Origin of the sequence: Pseudomonas sp. MOIL14HWK12:I1, from assembly GCF_000510705.1 — a bacterium.
Lineage (GTDB): Bacteria > Pseudomonadota > Gammaproteobacteria > Pseudomonadales > Pseudomonadaceae > Chryseomonas > Chryseomonas oryzihabitans.
This window is the reverse complement of the sequence record NZ_AZNY01000006.1, coordinates 669,923-693,389: the sequence shown is the minus strand read 5'-3', so window position 1 is coordinate 693,389 and position 23,467 is coordinate 669,923. Positions and strand designations below refer to the sequence as shown.

General features: G+C 61.9%; 36 protein-coding genes. 33 read left to right on the top strand and 3 right to left on the bottom strand.

The window, feature by feature from the left end:
- The 33 genes from tuf to PSEK12I1_RS0107125 form a co-directional block, all read left to right on the top strand.
- Nucleotides 1-1,080, top strand: a 1,080-nt coding sequence (gene tuf, locus PSEK12I1_RS0107285) for an elongation factor Tu (RefSeq protein ID WP_027601117.1), incomplete at its 5' end; no start/stop codon positions are given.
- A 171-nt stretch (nucleotides 1,081-1,251) separates the two neighbouring features.
- Nucleotides 1,252-1,563, top strand: a complete 312-nt coding sequence (gene rpsJ, locus PSEK12I1_RS0107280) for a 30S ribosomal protein S10 (RefSeq protein ID WP_003243886.1) — start codon at nucleotides 1,252-1,254, stop codon at nucleotides 1,561-1,563.
- 84 nt (nucleotides 1,564-1,647) lie between these two features.
- Nucleotides 1,648-2,283, top strand: a complete 636-nt coding sequence (gene rplC, locus PSEK12I1_RS0107275) for a 50S ribosomal protein L3 (protein WP_007161251.1) — start codon at nucleotides 1,648-1,650, stop codon at nucleotides 2,281-2,283.
- Between the two features lie 13 nt (nucleotides 2,284-2,296).
- Nucleotides 2,297-2,899, top strand: a complete 603-nt coding sequence (gene rplD / locus PSEK12I1_RS0107270; RefSeq protein ID WP_007161250.1) for a 50S ribosomal protein L4 — start codon at nucleotides 2,297-2,299, stop codon at nucleotides 2,897-2,899.
- On the top strand, nucleotides 2,896-3,195 hold the full coding sequence (gene rplW / locus PSEK12I1_RS0107265; protein WP_007161249.1) for a 50S ribosomal protein L23: 300 nt from the start codon (nucleotides 2,896-2,898) through the stop codon (nucleotides 3,193-3,195). Before rplD ends, rplW begins: the two co-directional genes overlap by 4 nt.
- Nucleotides 3,196-3,207: 12 nt before the next feature.
- Nucleotides 3,208-4,029, top strand: a complete 822-nt coding sequence (rplB, locus tag PSEK12I1_RS0107260; protein WP_007161248.1) for a 50S ribosomal protein L2 — start codon at nucleotides 3,208-3,210, stop codon at nucleotides 4,027-4,029.
- 18 nt (nucleotides 4,030-4,047) lie between these two features.
- Nucleotides 4,048-4,323, top strand: a complete 276-nt coding sequence (gene rpsS, locus PSEK12I1_RS0107255) for a 30S ribosomal protein S19 (RefSeq protein WP_007161247.1) — start codon at nucleotides 4,048-4,050, stop codon at nucleotides 4,321-4,323.
- Between the two features lie 12 nt (nucleotides 4,324-4,335).
- Nucleotides 4,336-4,668, top strand: a complete 333-nt coding sequence (rplV, locus tag PSEK12I1_RS0107250; protein WP_007161246.1) for a 50S ribosomal protein L22 — start codon at nucleotides 4,336-4,338, stop codon at nucleotides 4,666-4,668.
- Between the two features lie 13 nt (nucleotides 4,669-4,681).
- On the top strand, nucleotides 4,682-5,371 hold the full coding sequence (gene rpsC / locus PSEK12I1_RS0107245) for a 30S ribosomal protein S3 (protein WP_007161245.1): 690 nt from the start codon (nucleotides 4,682-4,684) through the stop codon (nucleotides 5,369-5,371).
- Nucleotides 5,372-5,383: 12 nt separating this feature from the next.
- Complete coding sequence (rplP, locus tag PSEK12I1_RS0107240; RefSeq protein ID WP_007161244.1) at nucleotides 5,384-5,797, top strand: 50S ribosomal protein L16; 414 nt, start codon at nucleotides 5,384-5,386, stop codon at nucleotides 5,795-5,797.
- On the top strand, nucleotides 5,797-5,988 hold the full coding sequence (gene rpmC, locus PSEK12I1_RS0107235) for a 50S ribosomal protein L29 (protein WP_007161243.1): 192 nt from the start codon (nucleotides 5,797-5,799) through the stop codon (nucleotides 5,986-5,988). The genes rplP and rpmC overlap by 1 nt, the downstream gene beginning before the upstream one ends.
- Before the next feature lie 2 nt (nucleotides 5,989-5,990).
- Nucleotides 5,991-6,257: a 30S ribosomal protein S17 gene (gene rpsQ / locus PSEK12I1_RS0107230; protein WP_007161242.1), complete on the top strand. Its 267-nt coding sequence runs from the start codon at nucleotides 5,991-5,993 to the stop codon at nucleotides 6,255-6,257.
- A gap of 12 nt (nucleotides 6,258-6,269) precedes the next feature.
- A complete protein-coding gene (rplN, locus tag PSEK12I1_RS0107225; RefSeq protein ID WP_007161241.1) occupies nucleotides 6,270-6,638 on the top strand; it encodes a 50S ribosomal protein L14 in 369 nt (122 codons plus the stop codon).
- Nucleotides 6,639-6,650: 12 nt separating this feature from the next.
- Entirely contained in the window at nucleotides 6,651-6,965 is a 315-nt protein-coding gene (gene rplX / locus PSEK12I1_RS0107220) for a 50S ribosomal protein L24 (RefSeq protein ID WP_007161240.1), read from the top strand.
- Between the two features lie 19 nt (nucleotides 6,966-6,984).
- Complete coding sequence (rplE, locus tag PSEK12I1_RS0107215) at nucleotides 6,985-7,524, top strand: 50S ribosomal protein L5 (protein ID WP_007161239.1); 540 nt, start codon at nucleotides 6,985-6,987, stop codon at nucleotides 7,522-7,524.
- A gap of 13 nt (nucleotides 7,525-7,537) precedes the next feature.
- Entirely contained in the window at nucleotides 7,538-7,843 is a 306-nt protein-coding gene (rpsN, locus tag PSEK12I1_RS0107210) for a 30S ribosomal protein S14 (RefSeq protein ID WP_007161238.1), read from the top strand.
- Nucleotides 7,844-8,005: 162 nt separating this feature from the next.
- On the top strand, nucleotides 8,006-8,398 hold the full coding sequence (gene rpsH, locus PSEK12I1_RS0107205) for a 30S ribosomal protein S8 (protein ID WP_017640285.1): 393 nt from the start codon (nucleotides 8,006-8,008) through the stop codon (nucleotides 8,396-8,398).
- 11 nt (nucleotides 8,399-8,409) lie between these two features.
- A complete protein-coding gene (gene rplF / locus PSEK12I1_RS0107200) occupies nucleotides 8,410-8,943 on the top strand; it encodes a 50S ribosomal protein L6 (protein WP_017640286.1) in 534 nt (177 codons plus the stop codon).
- Nucleotides 8,944-8,953: 10 nt separating this feature from the next.
- Nucleotides 8,954-9,304 carry a 50S ribosomal protein L18 gene (gene rplR, locus PSEK12I1_RS0107195; RefSeq protein ID WP_007161235.1) on the top strand — a complete coding sequence of 117 codons (351 nt, stop codon included), beginning with the start codon at nucleotides 8,954-8,956 and terminating at the stop codon, nucleotides 9,302-9,304.
- A gap of 3 nt (nucleotides 9,305-9,307) precedes the next feature.
- On the top strand, nucleotides 9,308-9,808 hold the full coding sequence (rpsE, locus tag PSEK12I1_RS0107190; protein ID WP_007161234.1) for a 30S ribosomal protein S5: 501 nt from the start codon (nucleotides 9,308-9,310) through the stop codon (nucleotides 9,806-9,808).
- Between the two features lie 2 nt (nucleotides 9,809-9,810).
- A complete protein-coding gene (rpmD, locus tag PSEK12I1_RS0107185) occupies nucleotides 9,811-9,993 on the top strand; it encodes a 50S ribosomal protein L30 (RefSeq protein ID WP_007161233.1) in 183 nt (60 codons plus the stop codon).
- A 3-nt stretch (nucleotides 9,994-9,996) separates the two neighbouring features.
- On the top strand, nucleotides 9,997-10,431 hold the full coding sequence (rplO, locus tag PSEK12I1_RS0107180) for a 50S ribosomal protein L15 (RefSeq protein ID WP_007161232.1): 435 nt from the start codon (nucleotides 9,997-9,999) through the stop codon (nucleotides 10,429-10,431).
- Nucleotides 10,432-11,763: a preprotein translocase subunit SecY gene (gene secY / locus PSEK12I1_RS0107175; RefSeq protein WP_027599183.1), complete on the top strand. Its 1,332-nt coding sequence runs from the start codon at nucleotides 10,432-10,434 to the stop codon at nucleotides 11,761-11,763.
- 30 nt (nucleotides 11,764-11,793) lie between these two features.
- Nucleotides 11,794-11,910 (top strand): 50S ribosomal protein L36, encoded by a 117-nt coding sequence (gene rpmJ / locus PSEK12I1_RS0107170; protein WP_002555468.1) that lies wholly within the window; start codon nucleotides 11,794-11,796, stop codon nucleotides 11,908-11,910.
- Between the two features lie 130 nt (nucleotides 11,911-12,040).
- The gene (rpsM, locus tag PSEK12I1_RS0107165; protein WP_007161230.1) at nucleotides 12,041-12,397 is read left to right on the top strand and encodes a 30S ribosomal protein S13; all 357 of its coding nucleotides are present in this window, start codon (nucleotides 12,041-12,043) and stop codon (nucleotides 12,395-12,397) included.
- Nucleotides 12,398-12,427: 30 nt separating this feature from the next.
- Nucleotides 12,428-12,817: a 30S ribosomal protein S11 gene (gene rpsK, locus PSEK12I1_RS0107160; RefSeq protein WP_003281811.1), complete on the top strand. Its 390-nt coding sequence runs from the start codon at nucleotides 12,428-12,430 to the stop codon at nucleotides 12,815-12,817.
- A 16-nt stretch (nucleotides 12,818-12,833) separates the two neighbouring features.
- Nucleotides 12,834-13,454, top strand: coding sequence for a 30S ribosomal protein S4 (gene rpsD / locus PSEK12I1_RS0107155; RefSeq protein WP_007161229.1), 621 nt, complete (start codon nucleotides 12,834-12,836; stop codon nucleotides 13,452-13,454).
- Nucleotides 13,455-13,476: 22 nt separating this feature from the next.
- Nucleotides 13,477-14,478 (top strand): DNA-directed RNA polymerase subunit alpha, encoded by a 1,002-nt coding sequence (rpoA, locus tag PSEK12I1_RS0107150; RefSeq protein ID WP_027599182.1) that lies wholly within the window; start codon nucleotides 13,477-13,479, stop codon nucleotides 14,476-14,478.
- Nucleotides 14,479-14,522: 44 nt separating this feature from the next.
- A complete protein-coding gene (rplQ, locus tag PSEK12I1_RS0107145; protein ID WP_007161227.1) occupies nucleotides 14,523-14,912 on the top strand; it encodes a 50S ribosomal protein L17 in 390 nt (129 codons plus the stop codon).
- A gap of 199 nt (nucleotides 14,913-15,111) precedes the next feature.
- Nucleotides 15,112-16,569, top strand: a complete 1,458-nt coding sequence (locus PSEK12I1_RS0107140) for a catalase (RefSeq protein ID WP_027601116.1) — start codon at nucleotides 15,112-15,114, stop codon at nucleotides 16,567-16,569.
- A 146-nt stretch (nucleotides 16,570-16,715) separates the two neighbouring features.
- Entirely contained in the window at nucleotides 16,716-18,920 is a 2,205-nt protein-coding gene (gene yccS, locus PSEK12I1_RS0107135) for a YccS family putative transporter (protein ID WP_027599180.1), read from the top strand.
- Between the two features lie 87 nt (nucleotides 18,921-19,007).
- Complete coding sequence (locus PSEK12I1_RS0107130) at nucleotides 19,008-19,907, top strand: sugar nucleotide-binding protein (RefSeq protein ID WP_177323736.1); 900 nt, start codon at nucleotides 19,008-19,010, stop codon at nucleotides 19,905-19,907.
- A complete protein-coding gene (locus PSEK12I1_RS0107125; protein WP_027599178.1) occupies nucleotides 19,900-20,829 on the top strand; it encodes an NAD-dependent epimerase/dehydratase family protein in 930 nt (309 codons plus the stop codon). The genes PSEK12I1_RS0107130 and PSEK12I1_RS0107125 overlap by 8 nt, the downstream gene beginning before the upstream one ends.
- Before the next feature lie 89 nt (nucleotides 20,830-20,918).
- On the opposite strand, the gene PSEK12I1_RS0107120 is transcribed toward PSEK12I1_RS0107125, so the two are convergent.
- The 3 genes from PSEK12I1_RS0107120 to PSEK12I1_RS0107110 all read right to left on the bottom strand — a co-directional run bounded on the left by PSEK12I1_RS0107120 (nucleotide 20,919) and on the right by PSEK12I1_RS0107110 (nucleotide 23,467).
- Nucleotides 20,919-21,608, bottom strand: a complete 690-nt coding sequence (locus PSEK12I1_RS0107120) for an OmpW family protein (RefSeq protein ID WP_027601114.1) — start codon at nucleotides 21,606-21,608, stop codon at nucleotides 20,919-20,921.
- Between the two features lie 97 nt (nucleotides 21,609-21,705).
- On the bottom strand, nucleotides 21,706-22,200 hold the full coding sequence (locus PSEK12I1_RS0107115) for a DUF3299 domain-containing protein (protein WP_027601113.1): 495 nt from the start codon (nucleotides 22,198-22,200) through the stop codon (nucleotides 21,706-21,708).
- Between the two features lie 13 nt (nucleotides 22,201-22,213).
- On the bottom strand, nucleotides 22,214-23,467 hold the full coding sequence (locus PSEK12I1_RS0107110) for an ABC transporter permease (RefSeq protein WP_027601112.1): 1,254 nt from the start codon (nucleotides 23,465-23,467) through the stop codon (nucleotides 22,214-22,216).

Below are 23,467 nucleotides of genomic sequence, written 5' to 3'. Positions count from 1 at the left end.
ACCTGGGGCGGTTCCGCTCGTGGTTTCGACCAGATCGATAACGCGCCGGAAGAAAAGGCTCGCGGTATCACCATCAACACCTCCCACGTTGAGTACGACTCGGCGATCCGTCACTACGCGCACGTCGACTGCCCCGGCCACGCCGACTACGTGAAGAACATGATCACCGGTGCTGCCCAGATGGACGGCGCGATTCTGGTTTGCTCGGCTGCTGACGGCCCCATGCCGCAGACCCGCGAGCACATCCTGCTGTCCCGTCAGGTAGGTGTTCCCTACATCGTCGTGTTCCTGAACAAGGCCGACATGGTTGACGACGCCGAGCTGCTGGAACTGGTCGAAATGGAAGTTCGCGATCTGCTGAACACCTACGACTTCCCGGGCGACGACACTCCGATCGTTATCGGCTCCGCGCTGATGGCTCTGAACGGTCAGGATGACAACGAGATGGGCGTTTCCGCCGTGCGCAAGCTGGTCGAGACCCTGGACTCCTACATCCCCGAGCCCGAGCGCGCCATCGACAAGCCGTTCCTGATGCCGATCGAAGACGTGTTCTCGATCTCCGGTCGCGGCACCGTGGTAACCGGTCGTGTCGAGCGTGGCATCGTCAAGGTCCAGGAAGAAGTCGAGATCGTGGGCATCAAGGCCACCGTCAAGACCACCTGCACCGGCGTTGAAATGTTCCGCAAGCTGCTGGACGAAGGCCGTGCTGGCGAGAACGTCGGCGTGCTGCTGCGTGGCACCAAGCGTGAAGACGTGGAGCGTGGCCAGGTTCTGGCCAAGCCGAACACCATCAAGCCGCACACCAAGTTCGAGTGCGAAGTGTACGTGCTGTCCAAGGAAGAAGGTGGTCGTCACACCCCGTTCTTCAAGGGCTACCGTCCGCAGTTCTACTTCCGCACCACCGACGTGACCGGTAACTGCGAACTGCCGGAAGGCGTCGAGATGGTGATGCCGGGCGACAACATCAAGATGGTTGTCACCCTGATCGCTCCGATCGCGATGGAAGATGGTCTGCGTTTCGCCATCCGTGAAGGCGGTCGTACCGTCGGCGCCGGCGTGGTTGCCAAGATCATCGAGTAATCGATTGATCTGAAACGAAAAAAGGCCCTTCGGGGCCTTTTTTCTTGCCTCATGAAATTGACAGATGGCAAAAGAGGCGTTCTTGACAGCTGTCAGCGACATCCTTAGAATTGCGCCTCCTTTAATCGGGCACCTTTTTGCCCGAGGGGAAAGCTTGGAGTCTGAGGTCAAATGCAAAATCAACAAATCCGTATTCGGTTGAAGGCTTTTGATCATCGCCTGATCGATCAATCTACCCAGGAAATCGTGGAAACCGCGAAACGTACTGGTGCTCAGGTGCGTGGTCCGATTCCTCTGCCAACCCGCAAGGAACGTTACACAGTGCTGATTTCTCCGCACGTCAACAAGGACGCTCGTGACCAGTACGAAATTCGTACCCACAAGCGTGTGCTCGACATCGTTCAGCCCACCGACAAGACCGTCGATGCGCTGATGAAGCTCGATCTCGCCGCTGGCGTTGAAGTGCAAATCAGCCTCGGCTGAGACCGTCAAGGTTTCAGTCGTGTAACGCTCTGAAATGGGCGGCCATAGCGGGTGAAAGCCCCGTACACTCAAGAGGTTCTCAACATGACGATTGGTTTAGTCGGTCGTAAATGCGGTATGACCCGCGTTTTCACCGAAGAAGGCGTTTCCGTTCCGGTTACGGTCATTGAGATCGAGCCGAATCGCGTAACCCAATTCAAAAGCGAAGAAACCGATGGCTACCGTGCCATTCAGGTAACCGTGGGCGAGCGTCGTGCTTCCCGCGTGACCAAGGCGCAAGCCGGTCACTTCGCCAAGGCCAGCGTTGCTGCTGGTCGTAGCGTCCTCGAATTCCGCCTGGAAGACGGTGAGTACAAGGCTGGCGACGAAGTCACCGTAGCCCTGTTCGAAGCCGGTCAGATGGTTGATGTCACTGGTCAGTCCAAAGGTAAGGGCTACGCCGGTACCATCAAGCGCTGGAACTTCCGTGGTCAGGACAACACCCACGGTAACTCCGTTTCCCACCGTGCACCTGGTTCCATCGGCCAGTGCCAGACTCCTGGTCGAGTGTTCAAGGGCAAGAAAATGTCCGGTCACCTGGGTGCGGAGCGTGTAACCGTTCAGTCGCTGGAAGTCGTGCGTGTAGACGCCGAGCGCAACCTGCTGCTGGTCAAGGGTGCCGTCCCCGGCGCGCCGGGTGGTGACGTGATCGTGCGTCCCGCTGTCAAGGCCCGTGGTTGAGAGGAGAGAGAACATGCAACTCAATGTGAATGGCTCTCAAGCTATCGAAGTCTCCGAGCACACCTTCGGCGGTGAATTCAACGAGACCCTGGTTCACCAGGCAGTCGTTGCCTACATGGCTGGCGGTCGTCAGGGCACCCGTGCCCAGAAGACCCGTTCCGAAGTCAGCGGCGGCGGCAAGAAGCCCTGGCGTCAGAAGGGCAGCGGTCGTGCCCGTGCCGGTACCATCCGCAGCCCCATCTGGCGTTCCGGTGGCGTGGCTTTCGCAGCCAAGCCCCAGGATCACAGCCAGAAGCTGAACAAGAAGATGTACCGCGCTGCACTGCGCTCCATCCTCGCCGAGCTGGTCCGTCTGGATCGTCTGGTCGTGGTTGACGACTTCGCCGTCGACGCGCCCAAGACCAAGACCCTGGTCAGCAAGCTGGACGGCCTGGGCCTGAGCGACGTGCTGATCGTGACCGACGCTGTCGACCAGAATCTGTATCTGGCCGCCCGCAACCTGCCTTTCGTCGACGTGCGTGATGTCCAGGGTTCCGACCCGGTCAGCCTGATCGCCTACGACAAGGTGCTGGTCACTGTGTCCGCCGTGAAGAAATTCGAGGAGCTGCTGGCATGAACCAGGAACGCGTATTCAAAGTGCTGCTTGGCCCGCACATCTCCGAGAAGGCCACCATGCTGGCGGACAGCCAGAAGCAGTTCGTATTCAAGGTTGCCACCGATGCAACCAAGCTGGAAATCAAGAAGGCCGTCGAGCAGCTGTTCGAGGTCAAGGTTCGCAGCGTCAGCACCCTGAACGTCCAGGGCAAGACCAAGCGCACCGCTCGTGGTCTGGGCAAGCGTAACGACTGGAAAAAAGCGTACATCGCGCTCCAGCCGGGCCAGGATCTCGACTTTTCCAGCAGCGCCGAGTAATCAGGGGGCATCATGGCAATCGTAAAATGCAAGCCGACCTCCGCTGGCCGCCGCTTTGTGGTCAAGGTGGTCAACTCTGATCTGCACAAAGGCGCGCCCTACGCTCCTTTGCTGGAGAAGAAGAGCAAGTCCGGCGGCCGTAACAACAATGGTCGTATCACCACTCGCCACATCGGCGGTGGTCACAAGCAGCACTATCGTCTGGTCGATTTCCGTCGCAACAAGGATGGCATCCCTGCCGTCGTTGAGCGTATCGAATACGATCCGAACCGTACTGCACACATCGCTCTGCTGAAGTACGCCGATGGCGAGCGTCGCTACATCATCGCCCCCAAGGGCGTTGCTGCCGGTGACCAGCTGCTGTCCGGCGCTGGCGCGCCCATCAAGGCCGGCAACAACCTGCCGCTGCGTAACGTGCCGGTCGGTAGCACCATCCACGGTATCGAGCTGAAGCCTGGCAAAGGCGCTCAGATCGCTCGTTCCGCGGGTACCTCCGCTCAGCTGGTCGCCCGCGAAGGCGCCTACGTCACCGTGCGTCTGCGCAGCGGTGAAATGCGCAAGGTGCTGTCCGAGTGCCGTGCCACCCTGGGCGAAGTGTCCAACGGTGAGCACAGCCTGCGTTCGCTGGGTAAGGCCGGTGCCACCCGCTGGCGTGGCGTGCGTCCGACTGTTCGTGGTGTTGCCATGAACCCGGTCGATCACCCGCACGGTGGTGGTGAAGGTCGTACTTCCGGTGGCCGTCATCCGGTTTCGCCGTGGGGCGTCAAGACCAAGGGTCTCAAGACGCGCTCCAACAAGCGTACCGACAAGATGATTGTCCGTCGCGGCAAGTAATCAGTAGAGGATTCGACTGTGCCCCGTTCTCTGAAGAAAGGTCCTTTTATCGATCTTCACCTGTTGAAGAAGATCGAAGTCGCGGTGGAAAAAAACGAACGCAAGCCGATCAAGACCTGGTCGCGTCGTTCGATGATCCTGCCGCAGATGGTCGGCCTGACCATCGCTGTGCACAACGGTCGTCAACATGTCCCCGTTCTGGTGAACGAAGACATGGTCGGCCACAAACTCGGCGAGTTCGCTGCTACCCGCACCTATCGCGGTCATGCGGCTGACAAGAAAGCCAAGCGTTAAGGGGTAAGGAAGATGGAAGTAGCCGCTAAGCTGTCGGGCGCTCGTATCTCCGCCCAGAAAGCCCGCTTGGTCGCCGACCAGATTCGCGGGAAGAAGGTGGGCGAAGCGCTCAACCTGTTGACTTTCAGCAGCAAGAAAGCCGCTGAAATCATGAAGAAGGTGCTGGAGTCGGCTGTTGCCAACGCCGAGCACAATGAAGGCGCCGACGTGGACGACCTGAAGGTCTCCACCGTCTTCGTAAACGAAGGTCGTTCGCTCAAGCGCATCATGCCGCGTGCCAAAGGTCGTGCTGATCGCATCGTGAAGCGGTCTTGCCATATCACGGTCAAGGTTGCGGACAAGTAACGGAGTCGATCAGATGGGTCAGAAAGTACATCCCAATGGCATTCGCCTGGGTATCGTCAAGGAGCACACTTCGGTCTGGTACGCGGATAAGCGCACTTATGCGGACTATCTGCTGGCCGACCTGAAGGTTCGTGAGTACCTCCAGGACAAACTAAAAAGCGCGTCCGTAAGCCGTATCGATATTCATCGCCCGGCTCAAACCGCACGCATCACCATCCACACCGCCCGTCCCGGTATCGTGATCGGCAAGAAAGGTGAGGATGTCGAGAAGCTGCGTCAGGACCTGACCGCAAGAATGGGTGTGCCCGTGCACATCAACATCGAAGAGATCCGCAAGCCGGAGCTCGACGGTGCCCTGGTTGCGCAGAGCGTTGCGCAGCAGCTTGAGCGTCGTGTGATGTTCCGTCGCGCCATGAAGCGCGCCGTGCAGAACGCGATCCGCATTGGTGCCAAGGGCATCAAGATTCAAGTGAGCGGTCGTCTGGGCGGTGCTGAAATCGCCCGTACCGAGTGGTATCGCGAAGGTCGTGTGCCCCTGCACACCCTGCGTGCCGATATCGACTACGCCACTGCGGAAGCTCACACCACCTACGGTGTGATCGGTGTGAAGGTCTGGATCTTCAAGGGTGAGGTCATTGGTGGCCGCCAGGAAGAGCTCAAGCCCGTCGCCCCGGCTCCGCGCAAAAAAGCTGCTGCTAAGTAAGGAGTACGCAACATGCTGCAACCCAAGCGTACAAAATTCCGCAAGCAGATGACCGGCCACAACCGTGGTCTGGCTCATCGCGGTAGCAAGGTCAGCTTCGGCGAGTACGCGCTGAAGGCTGTCGGCCGTGGCCGTCTGACCGCTCGCCAGATCGAATCCGCACGTCGTGCGCTGACCCGTCACGTGAAGCGTGGCGGCAAGATCTGGATCCGCGTCTTCCCTGACAAGCCTGTCACCAAGAAGCCTCTCGAAGTGCGGATGGGTAAAGGTAAGGGTAGTGTCGAGTACTGGGTAGCCCAGATCCAGCCGGGCAAGGTCCTGTACGAGATCGAGGGTGTTTCCGAGGATCTGGCTCGTCAGGCATTCGCCCTGGCCGCTGCCAAGCTTCCCGTCGAAACCTCCTTTGTTAAGCGGACGGTGATGTGATGAAAGCGAAAGATTTGCGTGAGAAATCCGTAGAGGAGCTGAACGAGCAGCTTCTCAACCTGCTGCGTGACCAGTTCAATCTGCGTATGCAGAAGGCAACTGGCCAGTTGGGTCAGTCTCACATGCTCTCGCAAGTGAAGCGCGACATCGCTCGCGTCAAGACTGTGCTGAACCAGCAAGCAGGTAAGTGATCATGGCTGAAGCTGAAAAAACTGTCCGTACGCTGACCGGCCGAGTGGTCAGCGACAAGATGGACAAAACCGTGACCGTACTGATCGAGCGTCGCGTAAAACACCCGATCTACGGCAAATACGTGAAGCGTTCCACCAAGCTGCACGCTCACGACGAAACCAATCAGTGCCGCATTGGTGACCTGGTCACCATTCGCGAAACCCGCCCGCTGGCCAAGACCAAGGCGTGGACCCTGGTTGACGTCGTCGAGCGCGCCGTTCAGGTATAAGGGTAGAGAGCCATGATCCAGACTCAATCCATGCTTGACGTCGCCGACAACAGCGGCGCTCGTCGCGTGATGTGCATCAAGGTGCTCGGCGGTTCCCACCGCCGCTACGCCGGCATCGGCGACATCATCAAAGTCACCGTCAAGGAAGCAATTCCGCGCGGCAAGGTGAAGAAAGGTCAGGTGATGACTGCTGTCGTCGTGCGTACCAAGCACGGCGTCCGCCGCACCGACGGTTCCATCATCCGCTTCGACGGCAACGCCGCGGTTCTGCTGAACAACAAGCAAGAGCCGATTGGCACCCGTATCTTTGGGCCGGTGACCCGTGAACTTCGCTCCGAGAAGTTCATGAAGATCGTCTCCCTTGCCCCCGAAGTGCTGTAAGGAGTAGCCGACATGCAAAAGATTCGTCGTGACGACGAGGTAATCGTCATTGCCGGCAAGGACAAGGGCAAACGTGGCAAGGTGCTGAAGGTGCTCGCAGATGACCGTCTGGTCGTTGGCGGGGTCAACCTGGTCAAGCGCCACACCAAGCCCAACCCCATGCTGGGCGTTCAGGGTGGCATCGTAGAGAAAGAAGCCCCTCTGCATGTCTCCAACGTTGCCATTTTCAACTCCGAGACCAACAAGGCTGACCGCGTTGGTTTCAAAGTCGAAGACGGCAAGAAGATTCGTATCTTCAAGTCGACCCAAAAAGCGGTCCAGGCCTGAAGCTGCTAGGTAGATCACCATGGCTCGATTGAAAGAGATTTATCGGAAGGAAATCGCGCCCAAGCTGAAAGAGCAGCTTCAGCTGGGTAACGTGATGGAAGTTCCGCGCATCACCAAGATCACCTTGAACATGGGTCTGGGCGAAGCAGTCGGTGACAAGAAGATCATCGACAACGCTGTAGCTGACCTGGAAAAGATCGCTGGTCAAAAGCCGGTCGTGACTTATGCCCGCAATTCCATTGCTGGCTTCAAGATCCGCGAAGGCTGGCCGATTGGCGTCAAGGTGACCCTGCGTAGCGATCGCATGTATGAATTCCTGGATCGTCTGCTGTCCATCTCCCTGCCGCGCGTGCGTGACTTCCGCGGCCTGAATGCCAAGTCCTTCGATGGTCGTGGCAACTACAGCATGGGCGTGAAAGAGCAGATCATTTTCCCGGAAATCGATTACGACAAGATCGATGCGCTGCGTGGCATGGACATCACCCTGACCACCACCGCTCGTACCGACGAGGAAGGCCGTGCGCTGCTGCGCGCGTTCAACTTCCCGTTCCGTAACTGATTGAGGTCTTCAAATGGCTAAGCAAAGCATGATTAACCGTGAGCTGAAGCGTCAGCAAACGGTTGCCAAGTACGCCAAGAAGCGCGCCGAGCTGAAGGCGACCATCGGTAACGTCAACGCCTCTCCCGAGGAGCGTTGGAATGCCCAGGTCGCCCTGCAGAAGCAGCCCCGTGACGCCAGCGCCAGCCGCATGCGTAACCGCTGCCGCCTGACCGGTCGTCCGCATGGCGTGTACCGCAAGTTCGGTCTGTCCCGCATCAAGCTGCGTGAAGCAGCAATGCGCGGTGACGTGCCCGGCCTGGTGAAGGCCAGCTGGTAACAGCTAGCGCCTTTCATCGCGGTAACTGAATCAAGCCCCTTTTGGGGCTTGATTCGTTTCAGGCCGATCTCTAGAATGCTCGGCTCGCCCGAATCGGCCTATTGCCGAGGGGTGATTTTGAGAGCCGGTAGGCTCAATTTCTGTATTAGGAGCTAATAGCCCATGAGTATGCAGGACCCGTTAGCAGACATGCTAACTCGTATCCGTAATGCCCAGATGGCTGAAAAGGCCGTTGTGAGCATGCCTTCTTCCAAGCTGAAGGCTGCCGTCGCCAAAGTCCTCAAGGACGAAGGTTACATCGCGGATTTTCAGGTCAGCGCGGAATCCAAGCCGTCGCTGTCCATCGAGCTGAAGTACTTCGAAGGCAAGCCTGTCATCGAAGAGCTGAAGCGTAGCAGCCGTCCCGGTCTGCGCCAGTACAAAGCCGTTGACCAGCTGCCGAAAGTGCGTGGCGGTCTGGGCGTGTCGATCGTTTCCACCAACAAAGGTGTGATGACTGATCGCGCAGCCCGTGCTGCTGGTGTTGGCGGCGAAGTGCTCTGCACAGTCTTCTAAGGGGAATCAGCATGTCTCGCGTTGCTAAAAACCCTGTAAGACTGCCTGCAGGCGTCGAAGTTAATCTGGCCGGTCAGGCCCTTTCGATCAAGGGTGCCAAGGGCGCTCTGGAGCTGAAGGTCCATCCGTCCGTTGAAGTCACTCAAGAGTCCGGTGAGCTGCGTTTCGCTGCTCGCAATGGCGATCAGCAGACCCGTGCGATGGCCGGCACTACCCGTGCCCTGGTCAACAACATGGTGGTCGGCGTCAGCCAGGGCTTCGAGCGCAAGCTGCAACTGGTCGGTGTGGGCTACAAGGCCCAAGCCAAAGGTCAGGTGCTGAACCTCGCTCTGGGCTTCTCTCACCCCGTGGACTACGACCTGCCGCAAGGCATCACCGCAGAAACCCCCAACCAGACCGAAATCCTGATCAAGGGTATCGACAAGCAGCTGGTCGGCCAGGTTGCGGCTGAGATTCGTGGTTTCCGTCCGCCGGAGCCTTACAAGGGCAAGGGCGTACGGTATGCCGACGAAGTCGTCCACCGTAAAGAAGCCAAGAAAAAGTAGGGCATAGCAAATGACCGTCAAGAAAGAAACCCGACTGCGTCGCGCTCGCAAGGCTCGCCTGAAGATGCGCGAGCTGGAAGTGGTGCGTCTGTGCGTGTACCGCTCTTCCCAGCACATCTATGCCCAGGTCATCGCGGCCGACGGCAGCAAGGTCCTGGCCAGCGCTTCTACGCTGGACAAAGAACTGCGCGAAAGCGCTACCAGCAACGTCGAGGCGGCCAAGAAAGTTGGTCTGCTGGTCGCCGAGCGTGCCAAGGCCGCTGGCGTTACCCAGGTGGCCTTTGATCGTTCTGGCTTCAAGTACCATGGTCGCGTCAAAGCGCTGGCCGACGCTGCTCGTGAAGGCGGGCTGGAGTTCTAAGTCATGGCAAATAACGATCAAAAGCGCGACGAAGGCTACATCGAGAAGCTGGTTCAAGTTAACCGCGTAGCCAAAACCGTGAAAGGCGGCCGTATCTTCGCCTTCACCGCTCTGACCGTGGTTGGCGATGGCAAAGGCCGCGTTGGCTTCGGCCGTGGCAAGGCGCGTGAAGTGCCTGCTGCCATCCAGAAGGCTATGGAAGCTGCTCGCCGCAACATGATCCAGGTGGATCTGAACGGCACCACCCTGCAGTACCCGGTCAAGGCCGCCCATGGCGCCTCCAAGGTGTACATGCAGCCCGCTTCCGACGGTACCGGCATCATCGCCGGCGGTGCCATGCGCGCCGTGCTGGAAGTCGCCGGTGTGCAGAACGTCCTGGCCAAGTGCTACGGCTCCACCAACCCGGTAAACGTGGTGTACGCGACCTTCGAAGGTCTCAAGCACATGCAGGCGCCGGAAGCTGTTGCCGCCAAGCGTGGCAAGAGCGTCGAGGAGATTCTCTGATCATGGCTAACGCAACCGTCAAGGTCACGCTGATCAAGAGCGTCCATGGCCGTCTGGCCAATCACAAGGCTTGCGTCAAGGGTCTCGGCCTGCGTCGCATTGGTCACACCGTCGAAGTTCAGGACACCCCTGAGAATCGCGGCATGATCAACAAGGCCTATTACCTTCTGCGTGTGGAGGGTTAAGTCATGAAATTGAATGATCTGCGTTCCGCTCCCGGCGCTCGCCGCGAGAAGCTGCGTCCCGGTCGTGGTATCGGTAGCGGCCTGGGCAAAACCGGTGGCCGCGGCCACAAGGGTCTGACCTCCCGCTCCGGTGGCAAGGTTGCCCCCGGCTTCGAGGGCGGCCAGCAGCCGCTGCACCGTCGTCTGCCCAAGTTCGGCTTCGTTTCGCTGAAGGCCCTGGACCGCGCCGAGGTTCGTACCTCCGAGCTGGCCAAGGTTGATGTCGATGTCGTCGATCTGCAGGCGCTGAAAGACGCCAACGTGATCAGCCGAGACATCAAGCGTGTCAAGGTTGTGCTGTCCGGCGACGTCACTCGTGCCGTCACCCTGAAGGGCATTGGTGCCACCAAGGGCGCACGTGCAGCCATCGAAGCAGCTGGCGGCAAGATCGAGGAATAAATGGCTAAGCAAGGTGCTCTCTCTGCGCTCAGCAAGACCGGTGGTATGTCCGAGCTGTGGACCCGCCTCCGATTCCTGTTCCTGGCGATCATCGTCTACAGGATCGGTGCGCACATCCCTGTTCCGGGTATCAATCCCGATCAGCTGGCCGCACTGTTCAGGCAGAACGAGGGGACCATTCTTAGCCTCTTCAACATGTTCTCTGGCGGTGCGCTGGAGCGGATGAGCATCTTTGCACTGGGGATCATGCCGTACATCTCGGCATCGATCATCATGCAGCTGCTTACCGCGATCAGCCCACAGCTGGAGCAATTGAAGAAAGAGGGTGAGTCTGGTCGTCGCAAGATCAGCCAGTACACCCGTTACGGCACACTGGTTCTGGCGCTCGTTCAGGCCACCGGGATGTCGGTTGGACTTGCCAGTCAGGGCGTGGCGTTCAGTGTGGGCTTCAGCTTCTACTTCGTAGCTGTCACCACCTTTGTCGCCGGCGCACTGTTCATGATGTGGCTGGGTGAGCAGATCACCGAGCGCGGTATCGGCAACGGCATCTCGATGCTGATCTTCGCCGGTATCGTCGCGGGCTTGCCTCGCGCCATCGGTCAGTCCTTCGAGTCGGCACGGCAGGGCGATATCAACATCTTCGCGCTGATCATGGTCGGTGTGGTGGCGGTTGCCATCATCGCCTTCGTGGTGTTCATCGAGCGTGGGCAGCGTCGTATTGCCGTGCACTACGCCAAGCGTCAGCAGGGTCGCAAGGTCTTCGCTGCGCAGAACAGCCATCTGCCGCTCAAGGTGAACATGGCCGGGGTCATCCCGGCGATCTTCGCCAGCAGCATCCTGCTGTTTCCGGCATCGCTCGGTTCGTGGTTCGGTCAGTCCGAAGGTCTCGGTTGGTTGCAGGACGTGGCTCAGGCCATCGCGCCCGGTCAGCCGCTGAACATCTTGCTGTTTAGTGCAGGGATCATCTTCTTCTGCTTCTTCTATACGGCGCTGATGTTCAACCCCAAGGACGTGGCAGAGAACCTGAAGAAATCCGGGGCGTTCATCCCGGGTATTCGTCCTGGTGAGCAGTCCGCGCGCTATATCGATGGCGTGCTGACCCGACTGACCATGTTCGGTGCCCTGTACATGACGGCGGTGTGCTTGTTGCCCCAGTTCCTGGTGGTCGCGGCGAACGTGCCGTTCTATCTCGGCGGGACCTCGTTGCTGATCGTGGTGGTAGTGGTCATGGACTTCATGTCCCAGGTCCAATCCCATCTCGTATCTCATCAATACGAGTCCCTGATGAAGAAAGCCAACCTGAAGGGCTACGGCAGCGGCATGATGCGCTGATCCGTTACCCGTAAGGTTAGAGGAGTTGTCATGAAAGTTCGTGCATCGGTCAAGAAGCTGTGCCGTAACTGCAAGATCATTCGCCGCGAAGGCGTCGTGCGCGTGATCTGCAGCGCTGAACCGCGTCACAAGCAGCGCCAAGGCTGAGTGTGAATCACGCGTCTAACCCGGCAGCTAGTGTGCTGCCGGGTTGATCATTTGTTCCTACAGCGTTAATATCGCGCGCCCTTTTCTTGGCTTCCGGGGCGTCGGTAGCTGTCAATTGGAGTTTTTCTGAATGGCCCGTATTGCAGGCGTCAACATTCCAGATAACAAGCACACTGTTATCTCGCTGACCTACATCTATGGTGTCGGTCGCACCACCTCTCAGAAGATCTGCGCGGCCACCGGCATCGAGCCGACCGCCAAGATCAAAGAACTGAGCGACGAGCAGGTCGATCAGCTGCGTAACGAGGTCGCCAAAATCCTCACCGAGGGTGACCTGCGCCGCGAAATCAACATGAACATCAAGCGCCTGATGGATCTGGGTTGCTACCGCGGTCTGCGTCACCGCCGTGGTCTGCCGGTCCGTGGTCAGCGCACCAAGACCAATGCCCGTACCCGTAAGGGCCCGCGCAAGCCGATCCGCAAGTAATCGCATCCGCGAATCGACAGGAATCTAGTCATGGCAAAACCTGCTGCTCGTCCTCGTAAGAAAGTCAAAAAGACAGTGGTTGATGGCATCGCCCACATCCATGCGTCTTTCAACAACACCATCGTGACCATCACCGATCGTCAGGGCAATGCTTTGTCCTGGGCGACCTCCGGTGGCTCCGGCTTCCGTGGCTCCCGTAAGAGCACCCCGTTCGCTGCCCAGATTGCAGCCGAACGTGCCGGCCAAGCCGCTCTGGAATATGGTCTGAAGAATCTGGACGTGAACGTCAAAGGTCCCGGCCCCGGCCGCGAGTCCGCTGTTCGCGCCCTGAATGCCTGTGGTTACAAGATCGCCAGCATCACCGACGTGACGCCCATCCCGCATAACGGGTGCCGTCCGCCGAAGAAGCGTCGCGTGTAATAGGAGACAGTGAGAAATGGCTCGTTACATTGGTCCCAAGTGCAAACTGTCCCGCCGCGAAGGCACTGACCTCTTCCTGAAGAGCGGCGCTCGTGCCCTCGACTCGAAGTGCAAGCTGGAAACCGTTCCTGGCCAGCATGGTCAGCGTCGCGGTCGTCTGTCGGACTACGGTCTGCAGCTGCGTGAAAAGCAGAAAGTCCGCCGCATGTACGGTGTCCTCGAGCGTCAGTTCGCCGGTTACTACCAGGAAGCTGCCCGTCGCAAGGGCGCTACCGGTGAAAACCTGCTGCAACTGCTCGAGTGCCGTCTGGACAACGTGGTGTATCGCATGGGCTTTGGTGCCACTCGCGCTGAATCGCGCCAGCTGGTCTCCCACAAGTCGATCACCGTCAACGGTCAGACCGTCAACATTCCCTCCTATCAGGTCAAGGTCGGCGACGTCGTCGCGGTCCGCGAGAAGGCCAAGAACCAGCTGCGTATCGCTCAAGCTCTCGAGCTGTGCGGCCAGCGTGGCCGTGTTGAGTGGGTCGAAGTGAGCACCGAGAAAAAGGAAGGCACCTTCAAGAGCGTGCCGGCCCGTGGTGATCTCTCCGCCGACATCAACGAAAACCTGATTGTCGAGCTCTACTCCAAGTAAGGGCTAGAAAGTAGGTGCATCCATGCAGAGTTCGGTAAATGAGTTCCTGACCCCCCGCCATATCGATGTGCAGGCGGTTAGTCAGACCCGTGCCAAGATCACCCTCGAGCCTCTCGAGCGTGGTTTCGGCCATACCTTGGGCAACGCGCTGCGGCGTATCCTGTTGTCCTCCATGCCTGGCTGCGCGGTAGTCGAAGCAGAGATCGACGGTGTCCTGCACGAGTACAGCGCCATCGAAGGCGTGCAGGAAGACGTGATCGAGATCCTGCTCAATCTCAAGGGTCTGGCCATTAAGTTGCACGGCCGTGACGAAGTCACCCTGAGCCTGAGCAAGAAAGGTCAGGGGCCGGTTCTGGCCTCTGACATTCAGGTCGATCACGACGTCGAGATCGTCAACGGTGAGCACGTCATCGCCCACCTGGCGGACAACGGTTCGCTGAACATGAAGCTGAAAATCGCCCGCGGTCGTGGCTATGAGCCCGCCGACGCGCGTCAGAGCGAAGAAGACGAAACCCGCGCAATCGGTCGTCTGCAGCTCGATGCTTCGTTCAGCCCGGTTCGTCGCGTGGCCTATGTGGTGGAAAACGCCCGGGTCGAACAGCGTACCAACCTGGACAAGCTCGTGCTTGACCTGGAAACCAACGGTACCCTGGATCCGGAAGAAGCCATCCGTCGTGCCGCCACCATCCTGCAGCAGCAGCTGGCAGCGTTTGTCGACCTCAAGGGCGACAGCGAGCCGGTCGTGGTCGAGCAGGAAGACGAGATCGATCCGATCCTGCTGCGTCCGGTGGACGATCTGGAACTGACCGTTCGTTCGGCCAACTGCCTCAAGGCGGAGAACATCTACTACATCGGTGACCTGATTCAGCGTACCGAAGTGGAGCTGCTCAAGACCCCGAACCTGGGTAAGAAGTCCCTGACCGAAATCAAGGACGTCCTGGCCTCCCGTGGTCTGTCGCTCGGTATGCGCCTGGACAACTGGCCCCCTGCAAGCCTTAAGAAGGACGACAAGGCTACTGCCTGATCGTCATTGTTCACCGAACGATAGTTTGGGAAGGAATTTCAATCATGCGTCATCGTAAAAGTGGTCGTCATCTGAGCCGCACGAGCGCACACCGCAAGGCCATGTTCCAGAACATGGCTGTGTCGCTGTTCGAGCACGAGCTGATCAAAACTACCCTGCCGAAAGCCAAGGAACTGCGCCGCGTTGCCGAGCCGCTGATCACCCTGGCCAAGGAAGACAGCGTCGCCAACCGTCGTCTGGCTTTCGACCGTACCCGTTCGAAAGCTGCCGTTGGCAAGCTGTTCAACGACCTGGGCAAGCGCTACGCCAACCGTCCGGGTGGCTACCTGCGTATCCTGAAGTGCGGCTTCCGCGCTGGCGACAATGCGCCCATGGCGTATGTCGAGCTGATCGACCGTCCGGTCGGCGGTACCGTGGAACAGGCTGCTGAATAAGTAGCTGCGTTCTGGAAAAAGCCGGGCTCTTGCCCGGCTTTTTCATGCCCGGCGTTTGGTGAAGACCAGGCCCTTCGCATCCGACTTCTGATCGCAGATTTTTCTATCAGGATGCTAGGATCAATAAATTAGTCCTAAAGTATTGCCGTGGCGATACTTCTCTCAAGCGATCAGCCAACGCTTTTAGAGGGAGATACCTGTGACTGATACCAAGATCCTCACCACCGCCAGCGGCATTCCGGTGGCCGACAACCAGAATTCCCGCACCGCCGGTCCGCGCGGTCCGCTGATGCTCGACGACTTCCATTTGATCGAGAAGCTGGCGCATTTCAACCGTGAAGTCATTCCCGAGCGACGCGTGCATGCCAAGGGCTCCGCGGCCTATGGCACCTTTACCGTCACCCGGGACATCACGCACCTCAGCAGCGCCAGGCTGTTCGCCGAGGTGGGCAAGCGGACCGAGACCCTGCTGCGCTTTTCCACCGTGGGCGGTGAGCGCGGCTCGGCGGATACCGAGCGCGATCCCCGCGGTTTCGCCGTGAAGTTCTATACCGAAGAAGGCAACTGGGACATCGTCGGCAACAACACCCCGGTGTTCTTCATCCGCGATCCGTTGAAATTCCCCGACTTCATCCATACCCAGAAGCGCGATCCCTGGAGCAACCTGAAGAGTCCGCAGATGATGTGGGATTTCTGGTCGCTGTCGCCCGAATCGCTGCATCAGGTCACCATCCTGTTCTCCGATCGCGGCATTCCGGACGGCTATCGCTTCATGCATGGCTTCGGCAGCCATACCTTCAGCCTGATCAACGCCCAGGGCGAGCGGCACTTCGTGAAGTTTCACTTCAAGAGCCAACAGGGGATCAAGAACCTGGCGCCGGCCGACGCGGCACGCCTGGCCGGTACCGATCCGGACTACAGCCAGCGCGACCTGTTCCAGGCCATCGAGCGCGGCGAATTCCCGCGCTGGACGCTGTGCATCCAGGTGATGAGCGAACAGGAAGCAGCTAGCCGTGCCGAGAATCCCTTCGACGTGACCAAGGTCTGGTCGCAGCAGGACTATCCGCTGCAGGAGGTGGGGGTGCTGGAGCTCAACCGTAATCCGCAGAACTACTTCGCCGAGGTGGAGCAGGCCTCCTTTGCGCCGAGCAACGTGGTGCCGGGCGTGGGGCTGTCGCCCGATCGCATGCTGCAGGGCAGGGTATTCGCCTATGCCGACGCCCAGCGCTACCGGGTGGGCACCAACTATCAGCAACTGCCGGTCAACGCACCCCGTTGCCCCTACGCCAACAACCAGCGTGACGGGGCCATGAGATTCGATGGCAATGGCGGTTCGAAGCCGAACTACGAGCCGAACAGCTATGGCCACTCGCCCAAGCAGGCGCCCCAGTATCGCGAGCCGGCGCTGAACTTCGCCGGGCCGGCCGATCGCTATGATCACCGGGTGGACGAGGACTACTTCAGCCAGGCCGGAGCGCTGTTCCGCCTGATGAATGCCGACCAGCAGGCGCTGCTGATCGACAACATCGTCGGCGCCCTGGGTACGGTAACCCGCGAGGTGCAGCTGCGGCAGATCGGTCACTTCCTCAAGGCCGATCCCGCCTATGGCGTGGGCGTGGCCAAGGGCCTGGGGATAGATCCCAGCGAAGTGGCCTGATCCAGGGGTAGAAAAGAGCCCGGCAACCGCCGGGCTTTTTTTCGTCCGCGAAAAAAGTGCGGGAAAGGCTGTCTCGGACGCCGCTTGCGACGTCGCAGTGCTAAGGTTCGCATCAAGCGCGAAAACACGAGGCTCGCTCTCCCGTCATGACTGTGTTTGGAGTGTCTTTGCGCCAGCTCTGGGCGCACGAAAAGGCCAGCTATGGCGTTCGCGTCTTTGTCGCCCTGAGCGGCGCCATGGCGGTCTGCTGGTCGCTGGGCGATCTGCGCGCGCTGTCGCCGGTATTCCTTGGCATCATCGCCAGCGCCCTGGCGGAAACCGACGACAGCTGGCTGGGGCGACTCAAGTCGCTGGCGGTGACGCTGCTGTGCTTCACCGTGGCGGCCTTCGCGGTCGAGCTGCTGTTTCCCTATCCCTGGATCTTCGTGGTGGGCCTGGGCCTGGCCACCTTCAGCCTGACGATGCTGGGCGCCATCGGCGAGCGCTACGCCTCGGTGGCCCAGGCCACGGTGATCCTGTCCATCTATGCCATGATCGGGGTGGATCAGCGCCTCGGCGCCCAGGTGCCGCTGTGGTACGAGCCGGCACACCTGCTGGCCGGGGCATTGTGGTACGGCCTGCTCTCGGTGCTCTGGTGCGCGCTCTTCGCCCACCAGCCGGTGCGACAGAATCTGTCCGCTCTGTATGGCGAACTGGGGACGCTACTCAGGCTCAAGGCCGAGATGCTCGAGCCGGTGCGCGGGGTGGATCTGCACCGGCGGCGGGTGCTGCTGGCCCAGCAGAACGGCAAGGTGGTGCAGGCGCTGAACCAGGCCAAGGCGACCATCCTCAATCGCTTCGGCCGCTCGGGACGGCCCGGTGCGCGTTCGGGGCGCTATTTCCGCCTGTATTTCATGGCGCAGGACATCCACGAGCGCGCCAGCTCTTCGCACTATCCCTACAGTGCCCTGACCGAGGCCTTCTTTCACAGCGACATCCTCTTTCGCTGCCAGCGCCTGCTCAAGTTGCAGGCCACGGCCTGCCTCAACATGGGCGAGGCGATCCGGCTCGGGCAGCCTTTCGAATATGGCCAGCAGAGTCAGCAGGGACTGACCGATCTGCAGGCCTCGCTGGAGTATCTCAAGCAGCAGCAGAATCCGCGCTGGCGGGGCCTGCTGCGCTCCCTGGACCTGCTCGGACACAACCTTTCGACCCTGGAGCGACAATTCTCCGAGGCGGGCAACAGCGACTCGGGGGCGGCGGATCTGGATACCAGCCTGCTGGATCCGGCGGCACGCTCCCTGCGCGAGGTGTTCCAGCGTATCCGCCTGCAGCTGACCCCGACCTCGCTGCTGTTCCGCCATGGCCTGCGCATGGCGCTGGCGCTGATGGCCGGCTATGGCGTGCTGCACCTGATTCACCCGGTGAATGGCTACTGGATCCTCTTGACCACGGTGTTCGTCTGCCGGCCGCAGTACGGAGCGACCCGGGTGCGGCTGGTGCAGCGGATCGTGGGTACGGTGATCGGGCTGTTGCTGGGCAGCGCCCTGCTGGAGCTGTTCGGGCAGCCGGAGATCCAGCTCTTGCTGGCGCTGGTGGGCGGCCTGGTGTTCTTTATCACCCGGACGGATCGCTACACCGTCGCCACCGCGGCCATCACCCTCATGGTGCTGTTCTGCTTCAACCAGGTGGGCAACGGTTTCATGCTGATCTGGCCGCGGCTGCTGGATACCCTGCTGGGCTGCCTGATCGCGGTACTGGCGGTGTTCTTCGTCCTGCCGGACTGGCAGGGGCGGCGGCTGCACCAGGTGATGGCCAATACCCTGCGTACCAATGCGCTCTATCTGCGCCGACTGCACGAGCAGTACCGCACCGGCAAGCGTGACGATCTCGACTACCGGGTGGCGCGGCGCAACGCCCACAACGCCGATGCGACGCTGTCGGCCGCGCTGGCCAACATGCTGCGCGATCCCGGGCACTTCCGTCGTAACCTGGAAGCGGGCTTTCGCTATCTGGCGCTGTCCAACACCCTGCTGGGCTACCTGTCGGCCCTGGGCGCCCATCGCCGCCAGCTGGAGGCGGCCGAGCACGATGCCCTGGTGGAGCGCGCCGTGACCCGCATCGCCGAGGGTATGGAGTCCATCGCGGCGGCGGTGGCGGAACGCCGCAGTCTGCCGCCGACCGCCGAGGAGGAGACCAGCCTGGCCGATGAGCTGGAGGCCGCGGCCGAGGACAACGACGACGGCTACCGGCTGGTGTGCACCCAGCTGGCGCTGATCTGCCGCCTGCTGCCCAATCTCAAGAGCGCCGCCAACCATACCCTGCGCGAACAAACCCGCGAGCAACCGGCCGCAGGTACCGCCGATGCTTGAGCAAGGTTGGCGCGACGCGCTATGTTGACCGATGTCCGTCGAGTCTTTCGACGCCTGTTTATGCTGGTTTGAAGGCTGTTCCAACACATGCGTATGCGTCTTCTAGTAGTGGGCGGGGAGAGCGCCCTGGGCAAGGCGCTACTCGCCGCCGGTGCCGAAGCGGGCATCGAATTCGTCGCCCCCGAGACTCCCACGGAGGGCTGGTACGCCGCCGGGCTGACCGAGGTCCTCGACCGGGTCCGACCTGGGGCGGTGGTCAATCTCGCCTATTACCACGACTGGCTGCAGGCCGCGGACTTCGATCCGGCGCTGATGCAGCGTCAGGCGCTGGCCGTGCAGCGCCTGGCCGGCCTGTGCCAGCACTATCAGATTCCGCTGATCCAGCCGTCCAGCTATCAGCTGTTCGATGGCTCGCGCGTGGCCGGCTATAGTGAAAAGGATCTTCCGCGGCCCCCTGGGGCACGGGGCGAGGCGCTCTGGCGGGTCGAGCAGCTGGTGCGGGCGCTGTGCCCGATGCACATCCTGCTGCGCCTGGGCTGGGTCCTGGATGACTCCCGTGACGGTCGCCTGGGGCGGTTGCTGCGGCAGCTGGGCACCGAGCAGGTGGTGCCGATGGCGGGCGACCGGCGCGGCAATCCGACCACCGTGGGCGATGCCGCCCGGGTGCTGCTGGCCGTGGTCAAGCAGCTCGACTGCGGCGCGCCACTCTGGGGGACCTATCACTACGGCGCCCAGGAAGCGGTGTCGGAGTTGGGTCTGGCTGAGACCGTCGCCCAGCTCTGGCAGGAATTCGACCGGCCGGTGCGCTGCGAGTGGCAGGAGGTGGCGCACCTCGAGCGTGCGGATGCCGCGGAAGAGCCACAACAGGGGGTGTTGATCAGTCGCAAGCTGCTCAACACCTTTGGCATCAAGGCGCGGCGCTGGCAGCAGGAGCTGCCGGCGCTGTTGCAGGGCTTTCGGCAGGACGAGGTAGGTTTAGATGAGTGATGCGCCCATTCTGATCACTGGCGGTGCCGGTTTCATCGGCTCCCACCTGGCGGACGCGCTGCTGGCGCGGGGCAGGCGGGTGCGGGTGCTGGACGACCTGAGCACCGGCAAGCGCGAGAATCTGCCGCTGGACGACGACCGCATCGAATTGCGGGTGGGAGACGTGGCCGATGTCGCGACCCTGGAAGCGGCGATGGCCGGCTGCGCGGCGGTGGTGCACCTGGCCGCGGTGGCCTCGGTGCAGGCGTCGGTGGAGGACCCGGTGGGCACCCACAGGGCCAACTTCATCGGCACCCTGAATCTGTGCGAGGCCATGCGCAAGGCCGGGATCAAGCGGGTGGTCTATGCCTCCAGCGCGGCGGTCTATGGCGCCAACGGCCAGGGGCAGGCCATCGACGAGGAGTTGCCCAAGGCGCCGCTGACGCCCTATGCGGCGGACAAGCTGGCGGGCGAATACTACTTCGACTTCTATCGTCGCGAGCACGGTCTGGAGCCGGCGATCTTCCGCTTCTTCAACATCTATGGTCCGCGTCAGGATCCGTCTTCGCCCTATTCGGGGGTGATCAGCATCTTCACCGAACGCGCCCGCCGGCAGACGCCGATCACGGTGTTCGGTGATGGCGAGCAGACCCGCGATTTCGTCTATGTCGCCGATCTGGTGGGCATCCTGGTGCAGGCGCTGGAAGCCCCCGAAGTGACGGCCGGGGCGGTGAACGTGGGGCGCGGCGAGACCATCAGCCTGAACGGCCTGCTGGCGGAGATCGGCCAGGTGCTGGGTGGCCTGCCGCCGGTAACCCATGGCGCGGCGCGGGCCGGGGACATCCGCCATTCGAAGGCGGACAACCGCCGCCTGCGCGAGCGCTTCGATTTCAGTCAGCCCACGAGCATGGGCACGGGGCTGGCAGCACTGCTGCGGGATTAGCGGACGCGGCCAGGGGCACTCCCTGGCCGGTTGGGCGTCGACGCTGGAGCTGCCCAGCGCCAACCTGCGGGCGAGTGGCTTGCGCTGGCCTAGAAGCGATAGCCCAGGCCGACCATGTAGACCCAGGGATCCACGTCCAGATCGACCTTGGCGCGGGCGCCGAGGGCGGTGTTGTCGACATGGGCGGTGGTGGCGATGTCGATATAGCGGATCTGGGCGTTGAGCATCACCCGGTCGGTGAGCATGAGATCGGCGCCGACCTGGGCGGACCAGCCCCAGGAGTTGTCGGCGCGGAAGTTGTCGAAGCCGGCCGCGCTGGCGCCGCTGCCGACGTGCTCGTCGTAGATCCAGGTGTAGTTGAGGCCGGCGCCGACATAGGGCTGGAACGTCGCCTTGGCGTCCAGCGGGTAGTAGACCAGGCTCAGGGTCGGCGGCAGGTGCTTGAGGCTGCCGAGCTTGCCGTTGGCGGCGTCCAGCCCGGTGCCCTTGATATTGACCTGGTGCTCGAAGGGCGTGGCCGCCAGCAATTCGAGGCCCAGGTGGTCGGTGAGCATGTAGGCGACGTTTAGCCCCAGCTGGGTGTCGCTGTCCATGGTCGCCTTGCCGCCCAGATTGGCGCCGCTCAGGGCGCCTCTGTCGATCTTGACGTCGGAGCTGCGCTCGTGGGGATCCACGGTGATGGCGCCGGCGCGGAGGATGATGTCGCCGGCCTGGTGGGCCTGGGCGAAGGGCGCGGCCAGGGCAAGGGCGAGCAGGCTGAGACGGAAGAGGGGACGCATGGCGAGGGCTCCGAAGGCATTGAAAAAGGGCTGGGAGCAGCCTAGCGAAGCTGAAACGGCGGACTCTTGATCTCGCTCAAGGGTGGGGCGGATCGCCTTAGGAACCGTCACCCTTGAGAATGTAGGGCTGGATGCGTTGGGCCTGCAGCCAATAGCCGGCGACGGCCACCTCGCTGCGCTGGCTGCCCACGCCCAGGCGGCCTTCCACCCAGTAGGGCAGGTGCAGTTTGGACAGCCAGAGGTCGTGGCTGCCTTTCACGTAGACGATCTGGTTGCCGGGCGGCGGCGGTACGTGGATGCAGGCGCCGTAATAGGGGACCAGCAGGAATTCGGTGACCTCGCCCTCGTCGGTGACCATCAGCGGCACCACGTAACCGGGCAGGCGCACGTCCTGGCCATCCAGGGCGGCCACCGTGGGGGCGTCCGGCCAGGGCTGGCTGGCGGCCGGGCCGTCTTCGCCGAGGCCGTGGTCGACGCTGCCGGGATTGAAGCGCGGCGCATCGGCCGGCACCAGTTCGCGCCAGGCGAGTTGGCGGGGTTCGGCCTGGGCCCAGGGCAGCCAGCAGAGCAACAGCAGGAGCGCCAGGCGCATGGTGGGGCCTCGTCTAGAGTCGCACGGACAACCCGTCCGTGAGGGCCTGGCGACAGCCGCGCCAGGCCGGGATGCAGCCGAGCACCAGGGCCGCGAGCAGGATGCCGCCGAGCAGTTGCCCATCGTAGAGCGAGGGCCAGTCCAGCGGCAATGCTAGGCCGTATTCCGCCAGCAGCCAGGGCCGGCCCAGGGCGATGGCGCCATAGAGCAGCGCCAGCCCGGCGAGACAGCCGGCCAGGGTGAGGGTCAGGGCCTCTGCCAGCAACAGGCCGAACAGGTGGCGCGGCTGGGCGCCCACCGAGCGCAGGATGGCCATCTCCCGGCGTCTTTCGTTGAGGCTGGCGAGCAGGGCGGTGAGCATGCCCACCAGCCCGGTGAGCACCACGCACAGCGACATCACCAGCAGCGCCTGTTCCGCCGTGCCGAGCAGGCCCCAGAGCTCCTGCAGGGCCACACCGGGCAGGATGGCCAGCAGCGGCTCGCCACGGTACTCGTTGACCGCGCGCTGCACGGCAAAGGTGGCCACCCGACTCTTGAGGCCGACCAGGGCGGCGGTCAGGTCCTGGGGCGTGAGATCGCGCCGGCGCACCTCGGCGTCGCTCAGCGAAGGCCCGGGCAGGCCGCCGCGCCAGTCCAGGTGCAGGGCGGTCATGCCGCTCAGCGGGATGTGCAGGGTGCGATCGACCGGGGTGCCGGTGGGGGCGAGGATGCCGACCACGGTGAAGGGGTGGTCGCTGTGCTCGGTCAGACTGATGGTGGCGACGCCATGGGCCAGCACGACCTTGTCGCCCAGCCGATAGTGCAGCGCCTTGGCTACCTCGGCGCCCAGCACCACCTCGAAGACGTCGTTGAAGGGCCGGCCCTGGGCCAGCCGCAGCGGCTGGTTGCGCCCGTAGTGGTAGTAGGTGAAGTAGTTGCCGTCGGTACCCAGCACCCGGTAGCCGCGGTGGGAATCGCCCAGGGACAGCGGGATGGTCCAGGCGACGCGGGGATCGGCAGCGAGCTTCTCGTAGCTCTCCCAGCGGATGTTGTTGGTGGCGTTGCCGATGCGGAACACCGAATAGAGCAGCAGGTTGACCGCGCCGGAACGCGCGCCCACCACCAGGTCGGTGCCGGCGATGGTGCTGGCGAAACTGGCCTTGGCCTCGGTGCGCAGGCGTTCGACACCCAGCAGCAGGGCCACCGAGACGGCGATGGTGAAGACGGTGAGCAGGGCGGTGGCGCGGCGATTGCGCAGGCTGGCCCAGGCCAGTTGCAGGAGCGGCAT